Source organism: Yersinia alsatica, from assembly GCF_025133195.1.
GTDB lineage: Bacteria > Pseudomonadota > Gammaproteobacteria > Enterobacterales > Enterobacteriaceae > Yersinia > Yersinia alsatica.
Genome location: NZ_CP104006.1, coordinates 1,418,304 through 1,439,480, shown reverse-complemented (window position 1 = coordinate 1,439,480; position 21,177 = coordinate 1,418,304). Strand labels below are relative to the sequence as shown.

Below are 21,177 nucleotides of genomic sequence, written 5' to 3'. Positions count from 1 at the left end.
CCAGCTTTTAAGGGAATACCACAGCTTATGCACCGGATGCGCGCCAGTAAAATGCGCCTGTGCGGTATGCTGCTGGTTGCCTGCTGGCTGATCCTCAATGCACAATTGGCCATTGCGGGCCATCAATGCGATATAACCCCGACCGCCTCACCGGTATTTACCCAGCATCAAGGGCATTTACAGCCGGGTAATGTGCAACACTCAATGCACGCCATGCCATCAATGATGGATATGTCGCATGGTCAGGCGCAAAACTCACTATGTGATAAACACTGCCTGCCAGATTCTATTCAATCTGATAGCGGGATGCTGGTGCTGGCAGCATTGCCGACCCACACCGAATTAGTGTTGGCGAATGTACAACAGACGCCACGTGTTCATCATTTTGACTGGCACAGCCCGCCCATTGTCGGCCCCCCCACTGAAATCGCCTTCTGCCGATTTAGAGAATAGATCCAGACATTTTTAACCACGTTATTCACGCCATTTTGTCGTGTTGTGTTTACTTTATGTTTTGGAGCTATTCCTATGAGTACCTTATCTAACGCTGTCTCCGCTACTGCGGGCATTATGCTCTGCGCTGCGGCGCTGTTCTCGACCCCTGTTTTCGCGGCCTCTACTCCTATGGCTGACAGCATGCCAATGTCCCATGACCACGGGGCGATGATGGCCGATACTGCAACTGCCAACAATGCTGTAACTGACAACCACAGTTACCACTCTCGCGGGCAAATAAAAGCCTGGAATGCCGCCAGTGTTTCCATCGCCCACAGTGCAATTGCGGCCCTGAACTGGCCCCCCATGACCATGACTTTCGACCTGCCGGATAATCTGGTGGCCGCCCCTCTTCCTGTGGGTGCCCAGGTCACATTCAGCTTCCGCCAGACCGAACAAGGCTATCAGCTCACCGCCATTTCAGCCCAGCAACCGTAAGGCGGGAGCCAAAATGAACCCTCAATTTAATCACCCTCAGCAGGTGCGGCCTTCGGCTACCTTGCGTTTGAGATTCGCCAGTCTATTGATGGCGGCAGCATTTAGCCTGCCCGCCATTGGCTATGCCGCCGATATCACACTGGAGCAGGCGCTGGTTTCCGCCGAGCGCTACTCTGCTGAATTGTCGGCTAATCAGCACCAAGTCAATGCCTTAGAAAACATGGCAAGCTCTGCCACCCAATTACCGGACCCCAAACTGAAATTTGGCATTGAAAACCTGCCGGTAGGTGGCAACAATGCCCGCCGTTTTACCCGTGAGGGTATGACGATGCAGCGGGTGGGTATCATGCAGGATTATGTCAGCAGTGATAAACGCCAGAGAAAAGCCGATACCCTGAGTGCTGAAGCCCGTAAAACAGCGGCGGGCAGTGAAACCATTCGTACCCGACTACAAAAAGAGACGGCGCAAGCCTGGCTGGATCTGGCGCTGACCGAGCAAGCAGTGAGTGATGCCAAAATCTTGGTGCAGGAGAGCGAAAAACAGGTCGGGCTGCAACGTGCCGGCGTTGCCAGCGGCGGTACTTTACCCAGTAACGTGTTGGATGCACGTCTGACACTCTCTGCCATGCAAGACAGGCTAACCACCGCGCAACGCGATGTGGCTTTGGCGCAGACCCAACTGACTCAGTTGACCGGTATTGAGGTCCAGCACATCAATGGCCCACTGCCCTCTTTCACCCGCCTACCGGCTGATATCACTGTCTTGCGTGATGCCATCAAGCAGCATCCAGAAATCTTACTCGCCAGCCGTGAGGCCGAAGTCGCCAAAGCGCGCTCGGCACAATCGGCTATTGCCGCCACCCCCGATGTCGGCATTGAAGTCTATTACGCCAAACGTGCGGACGAATATGAAGATATGGCTGGCGTGATGATTACTGTCGATCTGCCGCTGTTCCGCTCACAGCGCCAGGATAAAGACTATGCCGCCGATGTCTCGCGCACGATGGAAGCCAATGACCAACTGACATTACTGACCCGTGACCATCGGGCGCAGCTCGACACTCTGCTGGCGCAGTATCAGGCCACGCAACAACTATGGCAGCGGCAGACTAATGAGGTTTTACCGCTGCAAAAACAACGTGTTGATTTGATGATGGCGCAGTACCAAGCCAATAAAAGCGATTTGAGCTCAGTGCTGGAAGCACGGCGCGCCCTACTCGACAGCCAGCTAAATACCAGCAATGCCGCCCGTGAATTAGCCCGCACCTGGGCCGCCATCCGTTATCTGACCCCGCAGGAGAGCGTGCGATGAAAAAGTTATTTAGTCTGACCTTAGTCGCGGTTGCCGTGATTAGCGGCCTCACTGGCTATCTATTAGGCAGGCCTGCGCCCCATGCCACATCTGCGCTTGCCACTGACGTCCCCGCTGAAAACAGCCGCAAAGTGCTCTACTGGTATGATCCGATGTCCCCCGGCCAACGTTTTGATAAACCGGGAAAATCGCCCTTTATGGATATGGAACTGGTGCCGCGCTATGCCGGTGAAACCGAAGAAGATGGCGGCGTGACGATCAGCGCCCGTCAGCAGCAAAACTTGGGGGTGCGAACCGCCCCGGCAGAGATGCGCGCACTCAACTATCGCCTTGCTGGCTACGGCACAGTGGCGACGGACGAACGTGGTGTGCAGGTTATCGCGGCGCGGGCCAACGGTATTATCGAGCAACTCTATGTTCGAGCCGACCAGCAACCGGTCACGAAAAACCAACCATTGGCTCAGCTATGGGTGCCCGATTGGAGTGCCGCTCAGCAAGAATATCTGGCCATTCGGCAATTAGGCGACAGCTCATTAACCGCCGCCGCCCGTCAACGGCTACAACTGCAATTTATGCCAGAAGAGGTGATTCGTAGTGTAGAGAAAAGCGGCCAACCACAAACTCGAGTGACATTGCGCTCCCCTGCCGATGGTTATGTGAGTAAGTTGGATATTCGTGCAGGCGCACAAGTGACAGCGACCCAATCACTGTTTGAATTAGCCAGTCTCGATCCGGTGTGGATCGTCGTGGATTATCCACAGTCACAGGCCAGTTTAGTCTCTATTGGCAGTGAAATTTCCGCCACCACCGCCAGTTGGCCGGGGGAAACTTTCCACGGTAAAGTCAGTGAATTATTACCCAATATGGATCTCGCCACCCGCACGCTGAAAGCAAGGATCGTACTCGAGAACCCGCAACATAAGTTGAAACCGGGTATGTACCTGAATGTGCAATCGGCACAACCAGATAACCTTGAATCAGTGCTGGCTATTCCGCAGGAAGCTTTGCTGATGACAGGCAACCGCAACCGCGTGTTGCTGGCGCAAGGAAATGGTCACTTTAAGCCAGTGGAGGTCAGTGCTGGACAAACTCAAGATGGCTGGGTTGAGATCAAATCCGGGCTGAGCAGTGGCCAACGGGTGGTGACGTCTGGGCAATTCTTGATTGATTCGGAAGCCAGTTTGCAAAGTGCTCTGCCACAAATGGATGACTTGCCAGAAACCCCAGATCCGGTCATGGATAACAGCACAGCGACCCCCGTCGATATCTATTCAGTACAAGGGGAAGTCAACGCCATTAACGGCGCCACCATTACCTTATCTCATGGCCCAATTGCGGCATTGAAATGGGGAGCGATGACCATGGACTTCCTCCTGCCTCCGGGCGATTTATCACCAGAGATTAGGGTTGGCAGTCAGGTTAATTTCACCTTTACCTTAAGTGATGAAGGGGCACAGATCCGCCACATCAAGCCAGTAAAAACCAATAACAGCACGGATATTCATGGGAGCCACTTATGATTGCTGCCATTATCCGCTGGTCATTACGTAACCGGCTGTTGGTGCTATTGGGGGCAGTGATGATGGCGGCATGGGGAATTTGGTCCCTGCAACAGACACCGCTGGATGCCCTGCCGGATCTGTCAGATACACAGGTGATCATTCGCGTCAGTTATCCCGGCAAAGCACCACAAGTGGTGGAAGATCAGGTGACTTACCCGCTAACCACCACCATGCTGTCAGTGCCCGGAGCCAAAACGGTGCGCGGCTTTTCTATGTTCGGCGACGCCTATGTCTATGTATTGTTTGACGATGGGACCGATCCTTACTGGGCGCGCTCACGAGTGCTGGAATACCTTAGCCAAGTACAATCCACGCTACCAGCCGAAGCCAAGGCCTCACTGGGGCCGGATGCCACTGGCGTCGGCTGGATCTATGAATATGCCTTAATTGATCGCACCGGCAAACACAGTCTGGCGGACTTGCGCGCACTGCAGGATTGGACACTGAAATTTGAGCTAAAAACCGTGCCAAATGTCTCTGAAGTCGCCAGTGTCGGCGGTATGGTGCGCCAGTATCAAGTGGTGTTAGACCCCGAACGGATGCGAGCGCTGAATCTCTCCCATCAGCAAATAGCCAGCGCCATTAGCGACAGCAACCAAGAAGCTGGGGGTTCAGTATTAGAGATGGGGGCCGCCGAATACATGGTGCGAGCCAGTGGCTACCTGAAAACTCTGGATGACTTCAGGAATATTGTGATAACTGCCCGTGATGGCATTCCGATTTTGCTGTCCGATGTTGCCAGCGTGCGTATGGGGCCAGAGATGCGGCGCGGCGTGGCAGAGCTGAATGGCGAAGGCGAAGTGGCGGGCGGCATCATTGTGATGCGCTATGGCAAAAACGCACTGGAAACTATCAATGGCGTGAAAGAGAAACTGCAACAGATTCAGCGCAGTTTGCCCGCTGGAGTAGAAATCGTGCCGGTTTATGACCGCTCACAACTGATAACTCAGGCCATCGATAGCTTGTCGTTTAAATTATTGGAAGAATTTTTAGTCGTCGCCGTCATCTGCTCACTGTTTTTGTTCCACTTCCGCTCGGCGTTGGTGGCCATAATCACCCTGCCATTGGGGATCCTCGGTGCCTTTATTGTGATGCACTATCAGGGGGTTAATGCCAATATCATGTCCCTGGGGGGGATTGCCATTGCTATCGGTGCCATGGTCGATGCGGCGATCGTCATGATCGAAAACATGCACAAAGTATTGGAGCAATGGCGACGGGATCACCCCGGACAAACGCCCGTCAGTCAGGATTATTGGCGCATTTCAGAACAGGCGGCAACCGAAGTTGGCCCAGCGCTATTTTGCAGTTTATTGATAATTACCTTGTCATTTATTCCGGTATTTACCTTACAGGCACAGGAGGGGCGCATGTTTTCTCCACTGGCCTTTACCAAAACCTATGCCATGGCGGTTTCTGCCGGTTTAGCCATCACACTGGTGCCGGTGTTAATGGGCTATTTTATTCGCGGAAAGATCCCTGATGAAAATGCCAACCCTATTAACCGTGGTTTGATTGCCCTTTATCATCCGGTGTTAACCGCCGTGCTGGCGCGGCCAAAAACCACCTTGGCGATTGCGGGCATATTATTACTCGCAACGCTCTATCCGCTCAGCCGTCTGGGTAGCGAATTTATGCCCGCGTTGGATGAAGGCGATTTGCTGTATATGCCCTCGACCTTGCCGGGGATTTCCGTGCGGGAAGCTAGCCATTTACTGCAACAAACCGATCGCCTGATCAAAACTGTGCCGGAAGTGGATACAGTATTTGGCAAAGCTGGGCGTGCAGAGACAGCCACTGATCCCGCCCCACTCACCATGATCGAAACCACCATTCGTTTTAAGCCCAAAGATCAGTGGCGGCCCGGCATGACCATGGATAAATTGATCGAGGAACTGGATGCAACCGTTAATATTCCCGGAATTGCTAATCTGTGGGTACCGCCAATCCGTAATCGATTGGACATGCTATCTACCGGGATTAAAAGTCCGGTAGGGATCAAGGTCAATGGTAAGAATGTGCAGCAGATTGAGCAGGTTGCACAACAAATTGAGCAAGTGGTGCGCAAAGTACCGGGCGTAACCTCGGCTCTCTCTGAGCGCTTGGCCGATGGGCGCTATGTGGATATTGATATTGATCGCCAGCGGGCTGCCCGTTATGGCGTTTCAGTCAAAGAGTTGCAATCACTGGTGGAAACGGTGATTGGCGGGCAAAACATCGGTGAAACCATTGAAGGGCGTGAGCGTTATCCCATCAACTTGCGTTACCCGCGAGAAATACGTGATTCACTACAGAAATTACGTGATTTACCGGTCGTGACTGCCAGTGGTGGGCAAGTGGCATTATCAGAACTGGCAGATATCAAGGTAGCTGAAGGCCCGCCAATGCTAAAAAGTGAAAATGCCCGTCTATCGGACTGGGTTTATGTTGATCTACGTGGGCGGGATTTGAAATCAGCCGTCACCGATATGCAACAGGCTGTCGCGCAACAAGTGAAGCTGCCAGAGGGAGTGTCACTCAGTTGGTCTGGGCAGTTTGAATATCTGGAGCGGGCCACCGCGAAACTGAAAATTGTGCTGCCGGTGACTCTGATGATTATTTTCGTGCTGCTGTATGTCACTTTCAGCAGTGTCCGCGATGCCGCCCTGATCATGGCAACGCTACCCTTTGCCTTAATTGGCGGGGTGTGGCTGCTTTATGGTTTGGGATATAACTTTTCAGTAGCTGCGGCGGTGGGCTTTATCGCTTTGGCGGGGGTCGCAGCAGAGTTTGGCGTGATTATGGTGCTGTATCTTAATCAGGCGGTGAAAAAACATCAGCGGCCAGGAATGGCGATGACGGCCAGTGAGATGAGCGCGGCTATTCATGAAGGTGCGGTACTGCGCGTGCGGCCAAAAGCCATGACTGTCGCCACTATTATGGCTGGCTTGCTTCCCATTATGTGGGGAGGAGGAACCGGTTCAGAAGTCATGCAACGTATTGCTGCGCCAATGATCGGCGGGATGGTCAGTGCACCGCTGCTTTCGATGCTAGTTATTCCGGCGGTGTATATGTTGCTGCATAAAAAGGACCGCCAACAGCAGTAAAGATCTCAATAAGCATCATCTAGCCCTCAGTTCTGCCAGGCAGGACTGGGGGTTATCTATTTAGAACCTCATAACTTCTCAGCGCCCCGGTACAACGAAAGGTCAAATTAATCCGATACGCACCCGCCCCGGGAGAAAAACCCGGTTTAATGGGCAATACACCATGATAATTCAGACGAGACGGCCCGCCCCACACCACAACATCCCCTTCGGTCAGTAAAACTCGTTGGCATTTTGCCTCACGAGACAATCCACCAAACTGAAATATTGCGGGTAATCCTAACGAGACCGAAACAATGGGTTGGCGTAAATCCAGCTCGTCTTTATCTTGATGTAATGATAACTTAGCGCCGACTTCGTAACGGTTTATCAAGCACGCGTCGGGTTGAAAATGTGCAAAACCCGCTTCGCGCGCAGCAGAAATAGCTAGCGCCATAAAATGGGGTGGTATAGCGGGCCAAGGATTTGTTGTTAATGGGTCAATTGGACTGTAGCGATAACCCTGTGCATCGCTGACCCAGCCCACCGAGCCGCAATTACTCATGGCAACCGACATTCGATAACCACCGGGGGTAATTAAATGCCGAAAAACAGCAAGTTCGGTAATTGCCGTAACTTCTGCTAACAATAGCGGCGCTTGCTCCTGCGCATAATGATGCAAAACCATTGCCCCCGGAGCCAACTCTTCAGTCCAAGGTTCGCCCGGTAACTGGGAAAACAGATCCATAGTCATAATGGCCCCACTCCAATTCAAGGTATTGCATAATTAAGGCTATTACAGTTTACCTCAATGCTCATAAGGTAGATATGCAACAACAGATTCGCCAACCATGCCACTTAATTAATAACAAAAATCATATTTAACATATTAAAATTAAAAAATATAAAAAAACATGAAAAATACAGAAGAGTAGTAAAAAGTCATCAATGATGATAAAGGATATAATATACAAATAAGAAATAGTGATAACTAAAAATAACAAATATTATATTTACGACCAATACCATCTTGTTAATTAAAATGGCATCATGCAGAATATGCCGAGTTACCATTACAGAAGATTGAGAATTAAAAAAGACAAATCAATAATAAATTAATAATCTTAATCTTGTTATCACATAGTAAAAACCAAATTCCCGATACAAAATATCAAAGAGAAATATTCATTCAGGATAAACTTAACTTACCCACGGCAAGATAAAATCTTAACGTACTCAAAGAATAAATAAACACCTTATACAGGATAGGTAGCAGTCAATATGGAGACAAATGAGATTGTGTTTAAATTAGAAGGAACGGTGCTATTTTCCCCCACACAACGTTGTTTAAATGGTCCTGATGGTTCAGTTGTCATATTGACTGAGAATAACCTGCGATTCTTGCAACTGTTGCTTAATGGGGTAACTGAGAAAGAACAAATTATTAATCAGGTATGGAAAGAACAACGTGGGGCAGTTAGCGAAAGCAGCTACTACGGGCAACTCTATATGCTGCGTAAAGCATTTATTCAAGTCGGGCTTAAAGAGTCTCTTATCCATACTATTCCACGCAAAGGTGTGCGCTATACTGGCTCTGTTAGCCAGGTAGCAGTGGGTGAAAAACCACAAAACTTACAAGACGGTGGTGATCCTGGCTCAATAACAACTATGCCCGAACAACCGCAGGCAAATTCTCTTCCTCTACCGGCAAATAGTATGGTGACAGTGGCGACTCATACTCACACCAAGCAAAGTTTCTTGCAAAGTCATCGTTGGAAAAAATTGATCTCTTTACTCGCCCTCTTTTCTTTCTGCTGGCTCTCATTCCTCTCAGTCTTAGTCATTATTATCTTATTCAATGGAGATAAGCCTAATTATTAATACTCTCATTGAAACAAGCATGATTTTAAAAGATTAAATGATGATGATAAAAATGAATTTCGTAAAAAAAAACCGTTAAATAGCTACCACTACGAACGAGGCGAATATAAAACATATCTATTCGGGTAGTAGCGACATACCTAATCAGAACTTAATATAACGGGAAATTCCCAACACATCTAACAAGGAAAATAAGTCATGATGTTCTCAATCACCAAAGGCTGTGCAACTGTTCAACGTAAATCTCAAGAGTTTCTAAAAAACCAACGAGGTTCTGTTATTGAATATGTGATGATCATTGCATTGGCAGGCGTTTTTATTGGCATGGCAAGACCAACTTTAACAACGCTGGTTGAAAATACAGTGAAACAAGCAGAGACTGCTATTAAAACAGGCACAGCACCTGAAAAAAAAACTAATTAGTACTATCTCATAATATGGCAACTGTATGTTGCCATATTACCTTTCATATATAAGGATATAACATTGGATATTGTTAAGACACTATTAACCATATCGTTAATGATGCAGCTTCTGGCTATCTGCTATAGTGATATCCTCCAACGGATTATTAGTAATAATTTTGTTATCACTATTGCATTCAACGCGATAGCCTTGGGTTTTACTACACACAATACAGTTAATATTATCATTCCATTATGTGCATTGTTGGTTGGTTATATCATTTTTCATTTCAGCGTTATTGGTGCTGGTGATGTTAAATTAATAATTGCACTACTATTCTCTTTAAATTATTTAGAATCATTAAATTTCATTATTTACACTGCAATTATGGGTGGCGTCGTCATGATTATAGGTATGATAATTAATAAAAAAGATATTCAACAGAGAGGTGTCCCTTATGCTGTTGCTATTTCCAGTGGTTTTTTATTATCTCTATTTAACTAGTTGTGAAGTAAGCTATTTCAGCATAGCGAGAGGTGATTACTATGAATCGTAAATTTCTTTTATTATTTTCAATTCTTATTATCGCAATAGGAATTACTGGCATATTGACAAGTGTTGGGGATAATGAAAAAGAAACCAATAACTTAATGAAACAAAATAAAGAAAAAGAAGTCATCATTTCACTAGTACAAGCAGCGCGTGATTTATCTGCAGGAACTCTATTAGACAAGGCTGATTATACTATGAAAAAAATAGCAGTCCCGGAATCAAGCGTTCTAATGAAACATGACATATCCGAAGTGTCCAACATTAATAGTTATTTGCTGAAAAGTAATATTGTTATTGGATCTTATATTACTAAAGATATGTTAATTTCACCTGATAATGATGAATTTATCCATTTGAGCCTACAAAAAGATCAGATTATTTATAAATTCAGTATCTGGCAGCAAGATGAATATTTGTTAAACACATTAAAAATTGGTGATAATATTTCATTACAATTAAGAATTCTTGAAACTGATAAAAATAAAGGCGTGAGAAGCGAAATAACCATTAATACAAAAAACATGAATAATAACAGCAACTATTCATTAAATGAAATTATATCCAATATGAAAGTAGTAAGAATAAAAAAGTACTCTGCGGAGGAATTATCAGAAAAAAACAACAAAAATCAAAAGACTAATGAAACGCCAAAAGGTTATATTTCCGTCATAATAAAAACTAAAGATCTTAACCGAATACGTCTAGTCGAAAAATCAGGTGATATATTTTTAACACCAAGCCATAACATCGAAGATAACACCAAACATAGTAATTTATATGAAATTATCCCTAAACTTCGTACAACAAGAGAACTGAGAGGATGAAAAAAAAAGGATTAGTCTATATAAGTTGGCATTTTTTGTTCGCCACTATAGCTTGCTTGATAACAGCACAAGGAGCAAATGCCAAACCAGTGTATCTATCTGCTGGCGAGTCATACATTATTAATACGCAAGATGAAATAAATACAGTTTTTGTTTCTGCTGCAACCATCGCTGACTATGAACTTATTGGTAAAAATAGCGTTATTGTATACGCTAAAAATGAAGGAAGGGCAGAGTTTACTTTGTTCAATCATGACCATAAGGTAATCACTAAATCCGTTGTAATGGTTAATAATATTATTACTGTAGCACATAAAAGAATACAGGCTGAATATCCAGGCAGCGATATAGATATTAATAAAATAGGCAACAGTTACATTCTGACTGGAGCCGCAGAATCAGAAGAGGCTAAAGATACCATTGCTAACATTATTGGTGAAGCTATGGGGAGTAAAAAAATAAATAGCAACAACCAGTCCTTTGATAGTAGTAACTATGCAGGAATTATCAATAAAATTAAATTATCCCAGTCTAATCAGGTGAATGTAAAACTGACAATTGCAGAAGTCACCAAAGATTTCACTGAAAATATAGGGATAAACTGGAGCACTATCGGTGAATCTGTCGGTTCTTTTCAATTATTTAAATTTAATGCAAAAGGAATTAGTACATTAGTTCATGCTATTAACGATGATGCTATTGCTCGCGTTTTAGCCGAACCTAACCTCTCGGTATTATCAGGTGAAAACGCATCTTTTCTCGTGGGGGGCGAAATACCCATTGTCAATACGACGCAAAATAGTACAGGGGTTAATTATAAAGAATTTGGGATAAAATTAAATATCGGTGCCAAAGTTAATGATAAAAAACGTATCCGTATCACTTTAAATGAAGAAGTTAGCAGCATAGGTAAGACATTCAATGTTAATGGTGGAGACTCTTATCCTTCCATAAGAACACGTAAAGCTGCGACAACACTAGAATTAGGGGATGGCGAAAGTTTTATATTGGGTGGCCTCATCAGTAGGAACGAAAGAGAATCACTTAAAAAAATACCATTAATGGGTGATATCCCGTTATTAGGCGCATTTTTTCGTAATGCGCAAACCGAGCAAAGTCAAACTGAACTGGTTGTCATCGCCACGGTAAATTTGGTCAATCCCGTTGCTGAAAAAGAAGTCGAATTGCCTGATTTTATGCATACCTCAACACTTGAACGATTTTTTAACTTTACACACATACTGGAAATAAAAAGACAGAAAGTTGCCAGGGCATTTTTACGTAAAGGAGGATTTATTAAATGAAGTTATTAATAATAGGTAGCATAATAATTTTCTCAAGTACAACTCATGCAGCGCTAACAATCCAACCGAGTGATAATGAGCGATCATATATTCTAGTAAATAACTCACATTCAAAAACAAATACTTTATTAAATCACAAAAATAGCATTTGTGACATAAAACAGAAAGTCTGTAATTATAGTGTTAATGACTATCGTCACTTTAAAGACAGTGAAATGGGATGTGCTGTAAACAATAATAGGAAAAAATCCATTAAAGACGGTGGCATATGCAATTAATCCTAAACAAAGATTTAATAAACAAGAAAAACGGTAAAACAAAAAACACCATTGCAATTATATCTCAACGTGCATGGCTAATAGAAAAAGTATCTGAAAAAATACGGCTAGCTGACTTTAATAGTATTAAAGAGATCGATAAAGATATATTTATTACACTATCAGTTAATTTACCTGAACAAACTATCGGTATGATTATTGATATCGGAAATAATGATAATATAGAGAAAATACTAAGTTTAATAAAGAGTCATACACCGCGAGATTGTTGGTGTTTATTAGTTGGAGATATTGATTCAATTAGTATTGCACAACAGTTCACAGAGCGAGGGATATTATATTTAAATATACAATCACAATCATCAGAGATAACACAACTGTTACTTAAAGGTATTCAGATAGAATTAGAACGAAAAGCTTTTTTTATTAGTGTCCTTGGATGTAAAGGAGGTATTGGTACTACACTGCTTAGCTATCATTTAGCTAATGAGATTAATCAAATAAAAAAATCCCCAACTCTATTGTTACAAGGTAATCAGGGTTCTCAGGATCTTGACCTCATGACCGAAAAAAAGATGAATGCAGAGCTAACCGAGTATCAGAAAAATTTTGACCTCATGTTCTGTAAAGAGAAAAGATTCAGCGAGCTTGATGCTCGAACAAATAAAAAGCACAACTTTATTGTATTCGATCAATCTGTTCATAATGCATCAAAAGAAAATATAACAGAATATATTGAACAATCAAATTGCATCATTATATTACTTGATAATAGTATGATATCAGTTCGTGTAGCTAAAGAGTTTATTGGCATATATGACCGTTTCAAACGAGATAATAGGAAAGTAATTCGATTAATAGTGTGTCTAAACGAAAGCAGGCCAGTGACAAAGAATATGTTAGATACTGCTGACATACAGTTATTATTAGATCGCCCTATCGATATACATATACCTTATATACATAAAACAAAAAGTTCACTAAGTGACCAAAATTACTTTGGTAGAAGAAAAATAAAAATAAACACCTTGGCTAAAAATACATTAGGTATAAAAGTTGATTCCTCAATACGAAGTCAAGAATGGAAAGATAAAATAATATTATCACTAAAAGGTATTAAATAAATCATGAAAGTATCATTAACTATTCAAGAGTTGATCCGTGAAAAAATGCTGGCTAATATTGATATAGATGAAGTAGAGCATCTTGTTGATGACTACAATAAACTTAGTAACCTATTAACTCAGACATTTTATGAATTATTTAATGATAATGAATACCAGATAACCACTCAGGATCAGAAAAAAATTATTGCAATGATTGCTGATGAAATTACTGGCTTTGGGCCGTTAAGGGAGCTGATGGAGGATGATTCTATCAGTGACATTATGGTGAATGGCCCAGATAAAATATTTATTGAACGTTATGGATTGATATCCTTAACTGATAGCCGTTTTATTAATAACACTCAGCTGACGGATATTGCCAAGCGTTTAATGCAAAAAGTCAATCGTCGAATTGATGAAGGCCGCCCCTTGGCGGATGCTCGCTTAGTTGATGGTAGCCGGATCAATATAGCAATAAGCCCTATTGCTCTGGATGGTACAGCACTTTCTATCCGCAAGTTCAGCAATAACAAGCGGAAATTAGAAGACTTAGTTGATATGGGTGCAATGAGCAGTGATATGGCTAATTTTCTGATCATTGCTGCCGGTTGTCGAGTCAATATAGTCATCTCTGGCGGTACTGGCTCAGGAAAGACCACACTCCTTAACGCCTTATCAAGATATATATCTAAAAATGAAAGAGTGATTACCTTAGAAGATGCAGCAGAGTTAAACCTGGAGCAGCCCCACGTAGTGAGGATGGAAACACGACTAGCAGGACTGGAAAATACCGGACAAATCAGTATGCGAGATTTAGTCATAAACTCACTAAGAATGCGGCCGGATAGAATTATTATTGGCGAGTGCCGAGGTGAAGAAACTTTTGAGATGCTTCAGGCAATGAACACGGGTCACAATGGCTCGATGTCAACCCTGCATGCAAACTCCCCCCGGGATGCTATTGCCCGTTTGGAAAGTATGATCATGATGGGACCAGTTAATATGCCGTTATTTACTATTCGGCGAAATATAGCGTCGGCGATCAACATTATTATACAAGTTTCACGAATGAGTGATGGCACCAGGAAAGTTCGACATATTAGTGAAATCATGGGAATGGAAGGTGATAACATCATATTACAGGATGTTTTTTCATTTAAACCAGATACAGGGCGCGACGAACAGGGTAAGATTCAAGGTGAGTTTATTAATCATGGATTACTGAGTCGCTCCTCCGTTAGAATAAATGCGAGTATCTATAACTTATCAGATGAATTAAATAGCATATTTTCTGTGGCGGAATAATGATTTACTATACAATAATTTTTTCTGGCATTTTATTGCTATTATTAACTAATTTAAAATGGATTAAAATAAAAAAGTCCATTATTAATACAAAAAAAACCAGCATCAAGAAAACCGAAAAAAAATATTTCCTTATTTTATCATATAGAAAAATATATATAGAGTGGATGCAGTACTTACACAATATAGTTAAAGATAAAAATAAACTTCATATGTTTATCCCTATAGCCTATGCAATATTAATTTATACAATCAACTTTTTCACTCTTAAATTAAATATTGCTATTACTTTTATTTTTATATTTGGCAGTATCATATATCTCCAAATAACTCTATCAAGAAAGAGACATTACTCTCTTTTTAAAAAGGATTTTCCAGAGGTTCTCTTAATGATAAATATGGCATCAAGTAGTGGGGCCAGTATTAATCACATACTAGAACGCTGTGGACAAGAAGTTAGCGGGCCATTAGGCAATGAGCTTATTCTTATTTGTCGTAGGTTGAATCTCGGTGAGTCACCAGAAACTGTTTTTTATGATGCCTATCAACGTTTTAATTATCCTGAGTTTTATTTTCTCACCATGATTATTTTACTTAATATCCAACAAGGTGGACAATTAAGAGAATTAACTAGCAGATTATCCCAGGTAATATCAAAAAATAAAACGACTGAGCAGAAAAAATCTGTACTTACGGCTCAAACTCGGATGTCAGTAAATATTATATCTGCCATGCCGTTTGTATTCTCTTTTTTACTCTATTTTATTGATTCTAGTAGTATAGAGTCAATTTGGGATCACTCAACAGGAAGAATCATCTTTTACTATATAATTATTAGTGAAGCCATTGGGATTTTTATAATAAGAAAAATGCTAAGGAAGACACTATGAAAATATTTTTTATTTTGTTAACTATTTTAGGAATTTATTTTTTTTCCAGAATAAAATCAAGGGAAAACAAAATATCCATATATAATAGAGTAAATAACAACGATAAGTCACAAGAAAAGAGAGAAAATAAAAATGAAATAAACAATCAACACAAAGACATTTCCCAACTTATAAAAATGCCATTAATTCTTAATAATAGTATTTATTCTAAATTACTTATTTTATTAGCTAGTTCTATCATTACAGCTATGTTGTCATTAACAAATATAATAGCTATTAATCTTAATACCTTCTTTACTATTGGATTAATAACTTTATTAGCTACTCTATATCTTCCGAAAATTATTATGAAGGATATTATCACCAGAAGAACTGAGTCTGTACTTAAATCACTGCCTTTCTTTATTGATATTACTGCAGCCTGTGTTCAATCTGGTATGACAATTGATAATTCACTAAGTTATGCAGCAAAAAAGTTTAAATTGATAAATTCAGATTTAAGTCTGATCATGCTTAAGATGATAAAGCGAGCTGAAATAAACGGGCTAGAGTTAGCAATTAAAGAGCTTCATCAGTCTTCTAGAGCAGTAGAAATAAGAATGTTTTGTAGTGCTCTTCAATACAGTATTAGTTTTGGCTCAAGTGTTTATGATCAGTTGATCAACTTATCTCAAGACATAAGAGAAATACAATTATTAGTAACAGAGGAGAAAATTAGTAAGTTATCAGCAAAGCTAACCTTTCCACTATTTCTCTTTATATTAATTCCATTTGTCGTTTTAGTTATATCACCTAGTATATTGGAGATACTCGCATATGTACAAGAAATTTAATACGACCATTATTGTTTCAATTTTCACACTGCTAATAAATGGTTGCTCTTGGAGCGATAATATGAGTAAGAATGAATTTACTTATCGTGAAAGTATTTTGACTAAAGCAAATAATTATAGCGGGTTAATTACCTTATACCGTAATAAATTAAAAATAACAGAAGATGATGATATCAGATTAAAATTAGCAAATGCTTATTATATGTCCGGCGATAGTAAATCTTCTCTATATTATCTCAAACCAATAGCGCATAAGCAGAGTGACTCTATCCATTTATTGCAAGCCAAGAGTCTTATCAACGAAAATAATAATGCTGAAGCTCACATTGTTGTAAATAAACTATTGGCAAGCTCACCCAATAATGCTGAGGCTCATAATATGGATGGCATTATATTAGCAAGTAATGGTGAAATAGCTAAAGCTGAAAGTGCCATTGAGAAATCAAGAGCTCTATTTATTTCAGATGAGACAGCGATGAATAATCTTGCTGTTATCGCCATACTCGACAATCGTTATACGGATGCAGTAAGAATACTATTACCAAACTACCTTGCAGGTAAAAGAAACAGCCTAATGTTACATAATTTAGTATTTTCATTAATTAAATTAGATGATAAAGAATATGCAAAAAAAATAATCATTGCTGAAAAAATGACTAAAGATGCAGATGAGCTGATATTAGCGTTAAGCCAAGTTAATAATCCTTATCAAGATAAAATTTCTGGCAAGCTAGAATAATGAGTAAAATAACTCACTCTTTTATTCACTCAAGAAAAGGCTCAATTACTATAGAATTTATAATAGTGTTTTTTTTATTTATAGTGATGCTGTTGTTTAGTGCGGAGATTACTCGCCTATTTTATACCTCTGCCAGTTTAGATTTAGCTATTTCCGAAGCTGTAAAATCAGCTAAAAATAAACAGAGAAATGACAGTGACAGTTATAATACTATATTGAAAAAAAGATTGTTATCACAGCAGGGAGTATTAGGTACTTTTATCACCGATGATAACTCAGTAAAAACAAGTGTTATTTTCAGTCTAAGCATTGATGATATTATCAATAATAATATGTCAGGTGATAATAAATCACCATTAGCAAAATATACTGTCAGCTATTTATATCGTCCCGTCTTTTTCCCTATTCCATCAATTTGGGCTAATAGTCTATTATTACGAGAGGTTATTTTTGCACAAGAAATATAAATCAAAGAATATCATTATAAATACCTGTGGTGCAATGATAATTGAGTTCTCCTTGGTTTTTTTAATCATTGCACTTTTTATAAAGTCAATGATATCCATAGCCGAACATTACTCAACCATAGGAAAATTAGATCGTATTTCATATTCATTAGCAGGAATAATTAGAGAGAGATCACAGTTATATCATGGTGATAATATATTAACTCAGCAACAAGTTAATCAATTAAAAGATCTTGCTGAAAGCATGCTATTAAACTCCAATATTCCCAGTCATGATTTGGCACTAAGAGTAGAAACAATACATTTTAAGCAACCCCAGTTACCTGATATTGAAAATAGGGTAAGTGATGATATCAAAACCTTATCATTTAGTGTGGGTTCCTGTGAGCCAGACTCTCCCCTGAGAGGGTTAACACATTTATCATCCTTTAGTAATGCAGGAAGATGGATCCCCCTTTATCAAGTCACATTATGCTTTCCCGCTGCATCTTGGTACAGCACGCTATTAAACCAAAATGGACCAGCTATTGCCATAAAGTCATCTTCTATCACTGTGGAACGGTTATTAGATAATATTTCACACACAACAACAGAATAGTAAAGGCTATTTATGCTAAAAAAAAATACACTCTATATAAAGTTAAATACATTTTTTATTTTTATAAAAAATGAAAACGGCGCTATATTATTGTCATTTATTTTCTTTCTGCCTGTTATTATAGGATTACTTTTTTTATCTTTTGAAATTTCTCATTTTATACAAAAAAAGGCCCGGCTCTCGGATGCTATTGAACAGGCAACATTAGCACTGACCATTGACAATGATGAACCACCTGATGGCGATAATATAAAAAAAGAAGAAAATAGAAATTTTGTCATAGCTTATGCAAAAGCATATTTACCCAATGAGACATTTTCAAAACCAGCAATAAATATAACCAGTCATTCAGACCATATTAAGTACCAGGTAGACATGACGATACATTACCCTACCAAAATATTAAATAAAATATTTCAGAAAGTCTCTTCTGAAGTTAGCATCAATGATAATTCTCGGGCCATAAAGTATATTGCTAAGGCTGCAGAACCAACCGATGTGGTATTTGTCACTGATTATTCAGGCTCTATGAAATTTAAATTCTATGATTCCAACAATGAACAAGTAAAAATAGAGGCTTTAAGAAAAGTATTTAATAATTTGTATAAAAAAATACAAAAAAACGACAATATTAATATCATTGGTTTTGTCCCGTTCTCATGGGGAACTAAGATATCTACTAGCCATATTGTTAATGACGAGGAAGTCGAAAAATATTGCCACTTCCCATTCGTTCCAAATGCAGCAACTCCCAATTTTGATTACTTAAAAAAATACACACTTTCTAGATTAAAACAATTTCCAGGGTTAGAAAATCTTGATAGTGTTGACAATATAAAATATGGTGAATGTCTAGATAAAGATCACAAAAAAATTAAAAATGAAATTAACGAAATATTAAAAGGAAACGTAGAAAAAAAGATATCTGAATACCTTGATACGTCATGTAAAATTAGTGAATCCCAAATTATACGTGAAGTTATTGAGAGTAATATTGATTACACTGCAACGATTAAATCAATAGGACTCGTTAATAAACCCGACCAGCTAATGAATATTAAACTCTCGGATTTACTTAATGGCAGCATATGTTTGAAAGGGTCTAGTGCCATTACTTTTGGCCATGAGATTACAAGCCTGTCACAAATATCTGATGTGTTAAACGCCGCCCCTTTAGGGGGGACATTAGTAAGTTCAGGCATTTTGGCTGCAAATAATATATTTCAGAATGCCTACAGTAGCAGGGATAAATTAATGATTATCCTTTCTGATGGTAATGATAGTAATGATGATGAAGACAAATCCTCAAAAAAAGCCAGAAATGAAAATTACTTTTATATTACTCAGAAGCTCATTAATATGGGAATGTGTGAGAGAATTAAAGATAATAATATTAAAATGGTATTTATTGCTATTGGATATATACCCAAAGAAGATATAGATTGGAAAAAGTGCGTCGGAGAAAAGAATTTTTACTTAGCTAAAAATGTCTCTGAACTGAAGCTAAGTATTAACCAGGCATTAGCCAGGATTGATACAGAAGTGGGCCGTAATATACCGAAGAACTGATATCAGGCGCGGTAATCTCCACCGCGCCTGCCATTGACTATTTTGCGGCACCCGCCGCTTCCATACCGACTAAGCCAACTTTGAGATAACCCGACTTACGCAGTGCATCCATCACACTCATCAAGGTTTCATAATCCACCACTTTATCTGCCTGGAAGAAAATAGTGGTTTCTTTATTAGCTTGGGTCACTTTATCCAGTGCGGCCGCCAATGTATCGCGGTCAACCTGCTGGTCACCGACATAAAGTTGGTTATCCGCTTTAACGGTCAGAAATACCGGTTTTTCTGGCCGTGGCTGCGGTACTGCTGAAGATGCCGGTAAATCGACTTTGATATCAACAGTGGCCAATGGTGCAGCCACCATAAAGATAATCAGTAATACCAGCATGACATCAATAAAGGGTGTCACGTTAATTTCGTGCAGTTCACCACTTTCATCGAGGTTATCGTTCATCCGCATAGCCATAAATCACCCCGCACGCAATTGGTGAGGCAGCTTAGGTGACTTTGCTTCAGCGCTGCTATTCAAATCAAGGTCACGGCTCAGCAGTAACAAAACCTGCGCGGCAACATCCCCAACCTGTGCACGGTAAGAGCCAATCAGACGAGCGAAAATATTATAGATAACCACAGCTGGAATTGCAGCGACCAAGCCCAGAGCTGTCGCCAGCAAAGCTTCGGCGATGCCCGGCGCAACAACCGCCAAATTGGTGGTCTGTGAGTGAGCAATGCCGATGAAGCTGTTCATGATGCCCCAAACCGTACCGAACAACCCGACAAAGGGTGAGATTGCACCAATTGTTGCCAGGAAGCCGTTGCCTTTCCCCATTTGGCGACCGATCGCCGCCACTCGGCGCTCTAAACGGAAAGCGGTACGCTCTTTAATGCCGTTATTGTCGTTTGATTCTGCCGATAGCAGGCGCTCGTTTTGCGCTTCACGTAGTAATAGGCCGCTGATACTGTCGGTGGAGAAAGCCTCTGCCCGCTCAGATGCAGTATCAAGATCCGTTACCGCACCGATAACTTCATGCTCTTGCTGTAAGCGACGACGGGCGCGGAATAATTCAGTACCCTTGGAGAACAAAATGGTCCAGGTCACGATGGATGCCAATACCAGACCAATCATGACACCTTTAACCACCGCGTCAGCATGCTGATACATACCCCAGACAGAGAGGTCCATCGCCAGACCTTGCGGTGCTGGAGCCATCAACGGCTGAACCATCGGCGCAGGTGTGGCGGCTTCTGTATTGGCCGGTGTGGCTGCTACCGGAGTAATTTCCGGCGTTGGTAACGGTGTTGATGTTGCAGTTGTTGGTGTCGCAACAGATGCAGCAACTGCGCCACTGTTGCCAGGCGCGGCGAATGCATGGCCGGCTAAACCTGCCACCAGCAATAATGCCATCGCGCCTTTCATCACTCGGCCTTGCACGAATGATTTATCTTTAATCTCTTTGCCAGCTGTTTTCACGCTGTGCCTCCACCCAATATGCATATCAATTTAAGGACGAAATCAGCTGCCGATCATATCAAACAAATGGGGGATTGATAGTA

Annotated in this window: 21 protein-coding genes; 18 read left to right on the top strand and 3 right to left on the bottom strand. The window is 41.3% G+C overall.

The window, feature by feature from the left end:
• The first annotated feature begins 27 nt into the window (after positions 1 to 27).
• The 5 genes from N0H69_RS06315 (at position 28) to N0H69_RS06295 (ending at position 6,893) form a co-directional block, all read left to right on the top strand.
• Positions 28 to 453 carry a hypothetical protein gene (locus N0H69_RS06315; RefSeq protein WP_050123413.1) on the top strand — a complete coding sequence of 142 codons (426 nt, stop codon included), beginning with the start codon at positions 28 to 30 and terminating at the stop codon, positions 451 to 453.
• A gap of 75 nt (positions 454 to 528) precedes the next feature.
• Entirely contained in the window at positions 529 to 933 is a 405-nt protein-coding gene (locus tag N0H69_RS06310) for a copper-binding protein (protein ID WP_050150778.1), read from the top strand.
• Between the two features lie 13 nt (positions 934 to 946).
• Positions 947 to 2,245, top strand: coding sequence for a TolC family protein (locus tag N0H69_RS06305; protein WP_050108547.1), 1,299 nt, complete (start codon positions 947 to 949; stop codon positions 2,243 to 2,245).
• Positions 2,242 to 3,765, top strand: a complete 1,524-nt coding sequence (locus tag N0H69_RS06300; protein WP_050150776.1) for an efflux RND transporter periplasmic adaptor subunit — start codon at positions 2,242 to 2,244, stop codon at positions 3,763 to 3,765. The genes N0H69_RS06305 and N0H69_RS06300 overlap by 4 nt, the downstream gene beginning before the upstream one ends.
• The gene (locus N0H69_RS06295; protein ID WP_050145731.1) at positions 3,762 to 6,893 is read left to right on the top strand and encodes an efflux RND transporter permease subunit; all 3,132 of its coding nucleotides are present in this window, start codon (positions 3,762 to 3,764) and stop codon (positions 6,891 to 6,893) included. Before N0H69_RS06300 ends, N0H69_RS06295 begins: the two co-directional genes overlap by 4 nt.
• A gap of 52 nt (positions 6,894 to 6,945) precedes the next feature.
• Here N0H69_RS06295 and alkB read toward each other — a convergent pair whose 3' ends face one another.
• Entirely contained in the window at positions 6,946 to 7,626 is a 681-nt protein-coding gene (gene alkB, locus N0H69_RS06290; RefSeq protein WP_050150774.1) for a DNA oxidative demethylase AlkB, read from the bottom strand.
• A 527-nt stretch (positions 7,627 to 8,153) separates the two neighbouring features.
• Here alkB and N0H69_RS06285 point away from each other — a divergent pair.
• The 13 genes from N0H69_RS06285 (at position 8,154) to N0H69_RS06225 (ending at position 19,623) form a co-directional block, all read left to right on the top strand.
• Positions 8,154 to 8,753 carry a winged helix-turn-helix domain-containing protein gene (locus N0H69_RS06285; protein ID WP_050150772.1) on the top strand — a complete coding sequence of 200 codons (600 nt, stop codon included), beginning with the start codon at positions 8,154 to 8,156 and terminating at the stop codon, positions 8,751 to 8,753.
• Positions 8,754 to 8,951: 198 nt separating this feature from the next.
• Entirely contained in the window at positions 8,952 to 9,176 is a 225-nt protein-coding gene (locus N0H69_RS06280; protein ID WP_050150770.1) for a hypothetical protein, read from the top strand.
• A 99-nt stretch (positions 9,177 to 9,275) separates the two neighbouring features.
• Positions 9,276 to 9,662 (top strand): A24 family peptidase, encoded by a 387-nt coding sequence (locus N0H69_RS06275; protein ID WP_050150939.1) that lies wholly within the window; start codon positions 9,276 to 9,278, stop codon positions 9,660 to 9,662.
• A gap of 41 nt (positions 9,663 to 9,703) precedes the next feature.
• Positions 9,704 to 10,534 carry an SAF domain-containing protein gene (locus N0H69_RS06270; RefSeq protein ID WP_050108560.1) on the top strand — a complete coding sequence of 277 codons (831 nt, stop codon included), beginning with the start codon at positions 9,704 to 9,706 and terminating at the stop codon, positions 10,532 to 10,534.
• Complete coding sequence (locus N0H69_RS06265) at positions 10,531 to 11,838, top strand: type II and III secretion system protein family protein (protein ID WP_050150769.1); 1,308 nt, start codon at positions 10,531 to 10,533, stop codon at positions 11,836 to 11,838. The genes N0H69_RS06270 and N0H69_RS06265 overlap by 4 nt, the downstream gene beginning before the upstream one ends.
• 268 nt (positions 11,839 to 12,106) lie before the next feature.
• Entirely contained in the window at positions 12,107 to 13,240 is a 1,134-nt protein-coding gene (locus N0H69_RS06260) for a CpaE/TadZ family protein (RefSeq protein ID WP_050150766.1), read from the top strand.
• Between the two features lie 3 nt (positions 13,241 to 13,243).
• Entirely contained in the window at positions 13,244 to 14,527 is a 1,284-nt protein-coding gene (locus N0H69_RS06255) for a TadA family conjugal transfer-associated ATPase (protein WP_050108568.1), read from the top strand.
• Complete coding sequence (locus N0H69_RS06250) at positions 14,527 to 15,417, top strand: type II secretion system F family protein (protein ID WP_050123378.1); 891 nt, start codon at positions 14,527 to 14,529, stop codon at positions 15,415 to 15,417. The genes N0H69_RS06255 and N0H69_RS06250 overlap by 1 nt, the downstream gene beginning before the upstream one ends.
• Positions 15,414 to 16,250 (top strand): type II secretion system F family protein, encoded by an 837-nt coding sequence (locus N0H69_RS06245; protein WP_050123376.1) that lies wholly within the window; start codon positions 15,414 to 15,416, stop codon positions 16,248 to 16,250. Before N0H69_RS06250 ends, N0H69_RS06245 begins: the two co-directional genes overlap by 4 nt.
• Positions 16,234 to 16,989 carry a tetratricopeptide repeat protein gene (locus tag N0H69_RS06240; protein ID WP_050150764.1) on the top strand — a complete coding sequence of 252 codons (756 nt, stop codon included), beginning with the start codon at positions 16,234 to 16,236 and terminating at the stop codon, positions 16,987 to 16,989. Before N0H69_RS06245 ends, N0H69_RS06240 begins: the two co-directional genes overlap by 17 nt.
• Positions 16,989 to 17,456, top strand: coding sequence for a TadE/TadG family type IV pilus assembly protein (locus N0H69_RS06235; RefSeq protein ID WP_050150762.1), 468 nt, complete (start codon positions 16,989 to 16,991; stop codon positions 17,454 to 17,456). Before N0H69_RS06240 ends, N0H69_RS06235 begins: the two co-directional genes overlap by 1 nt.
• A gap of 34 nt (positions 17,457 to 17,490) precedes the next feature.
• On the top strand, positions 17,491 to 18,054 hold the full coding sequence (gene tadF / locus N0H69_RS06230; protein ID WP_050150760.1) for a tight adherence pilus pseudopilin TadF: 564 nt from the start codon (positions 17,491 to 17,493) through the stop codon (positions 18,052 to 18,054).
• A gap of 12 nt (positions 18,055 to 18,066) precedes the next feature.
• Positions 18,067 to 19,623, top strand: coding sequence for a pilus assembly protein (locus N0H69_RS06225; protein ID WP_050150758.1), 1,557 nt, complete (start codon positions 18,067 to 18,069; stop codon positions 19,621 to 19,623).
• Between the two features lie 37 nt (positions 19,624 to 19,660).
• Here the strand turns inward: N0H69_RS06225 and exbD are convergent, their stop codons facing one another.
• Both exbD and exbB read right to left on the bottom strand, forming a co-directional pair.
• The gene (exbD, locus tag N0H69_RS06220) at positions 19,661 to 20,089 is read right to left on the bottom strand and encodes a TonB system transport protein ExbD (protein WP_050108580.1); all 429 of its coding nucleotides are present in this window, start codon (positions 20,087 to 20,089) and stop codon (positions 19,661 to 19,663) included.
• A 3-nt stretch (positions 20,090 to 20,092) separates the two neighbouring features.
• Positions 20,093 to 21,094: a tol-pal system-associated acyl-CoA thioesterase gene (gene exbB, locus N0H69_RS06215; RefSeq protein ID WP_072077430.1), complete on the bottom strand. Its 1,002-nt coding sequence runs from the start codon at positions 21,092 to 21,094 to the stop codon at positions 20,093 to 20,095.
• Positions 21,095 to 21,177: the final 83 nt, after the last annotated feature.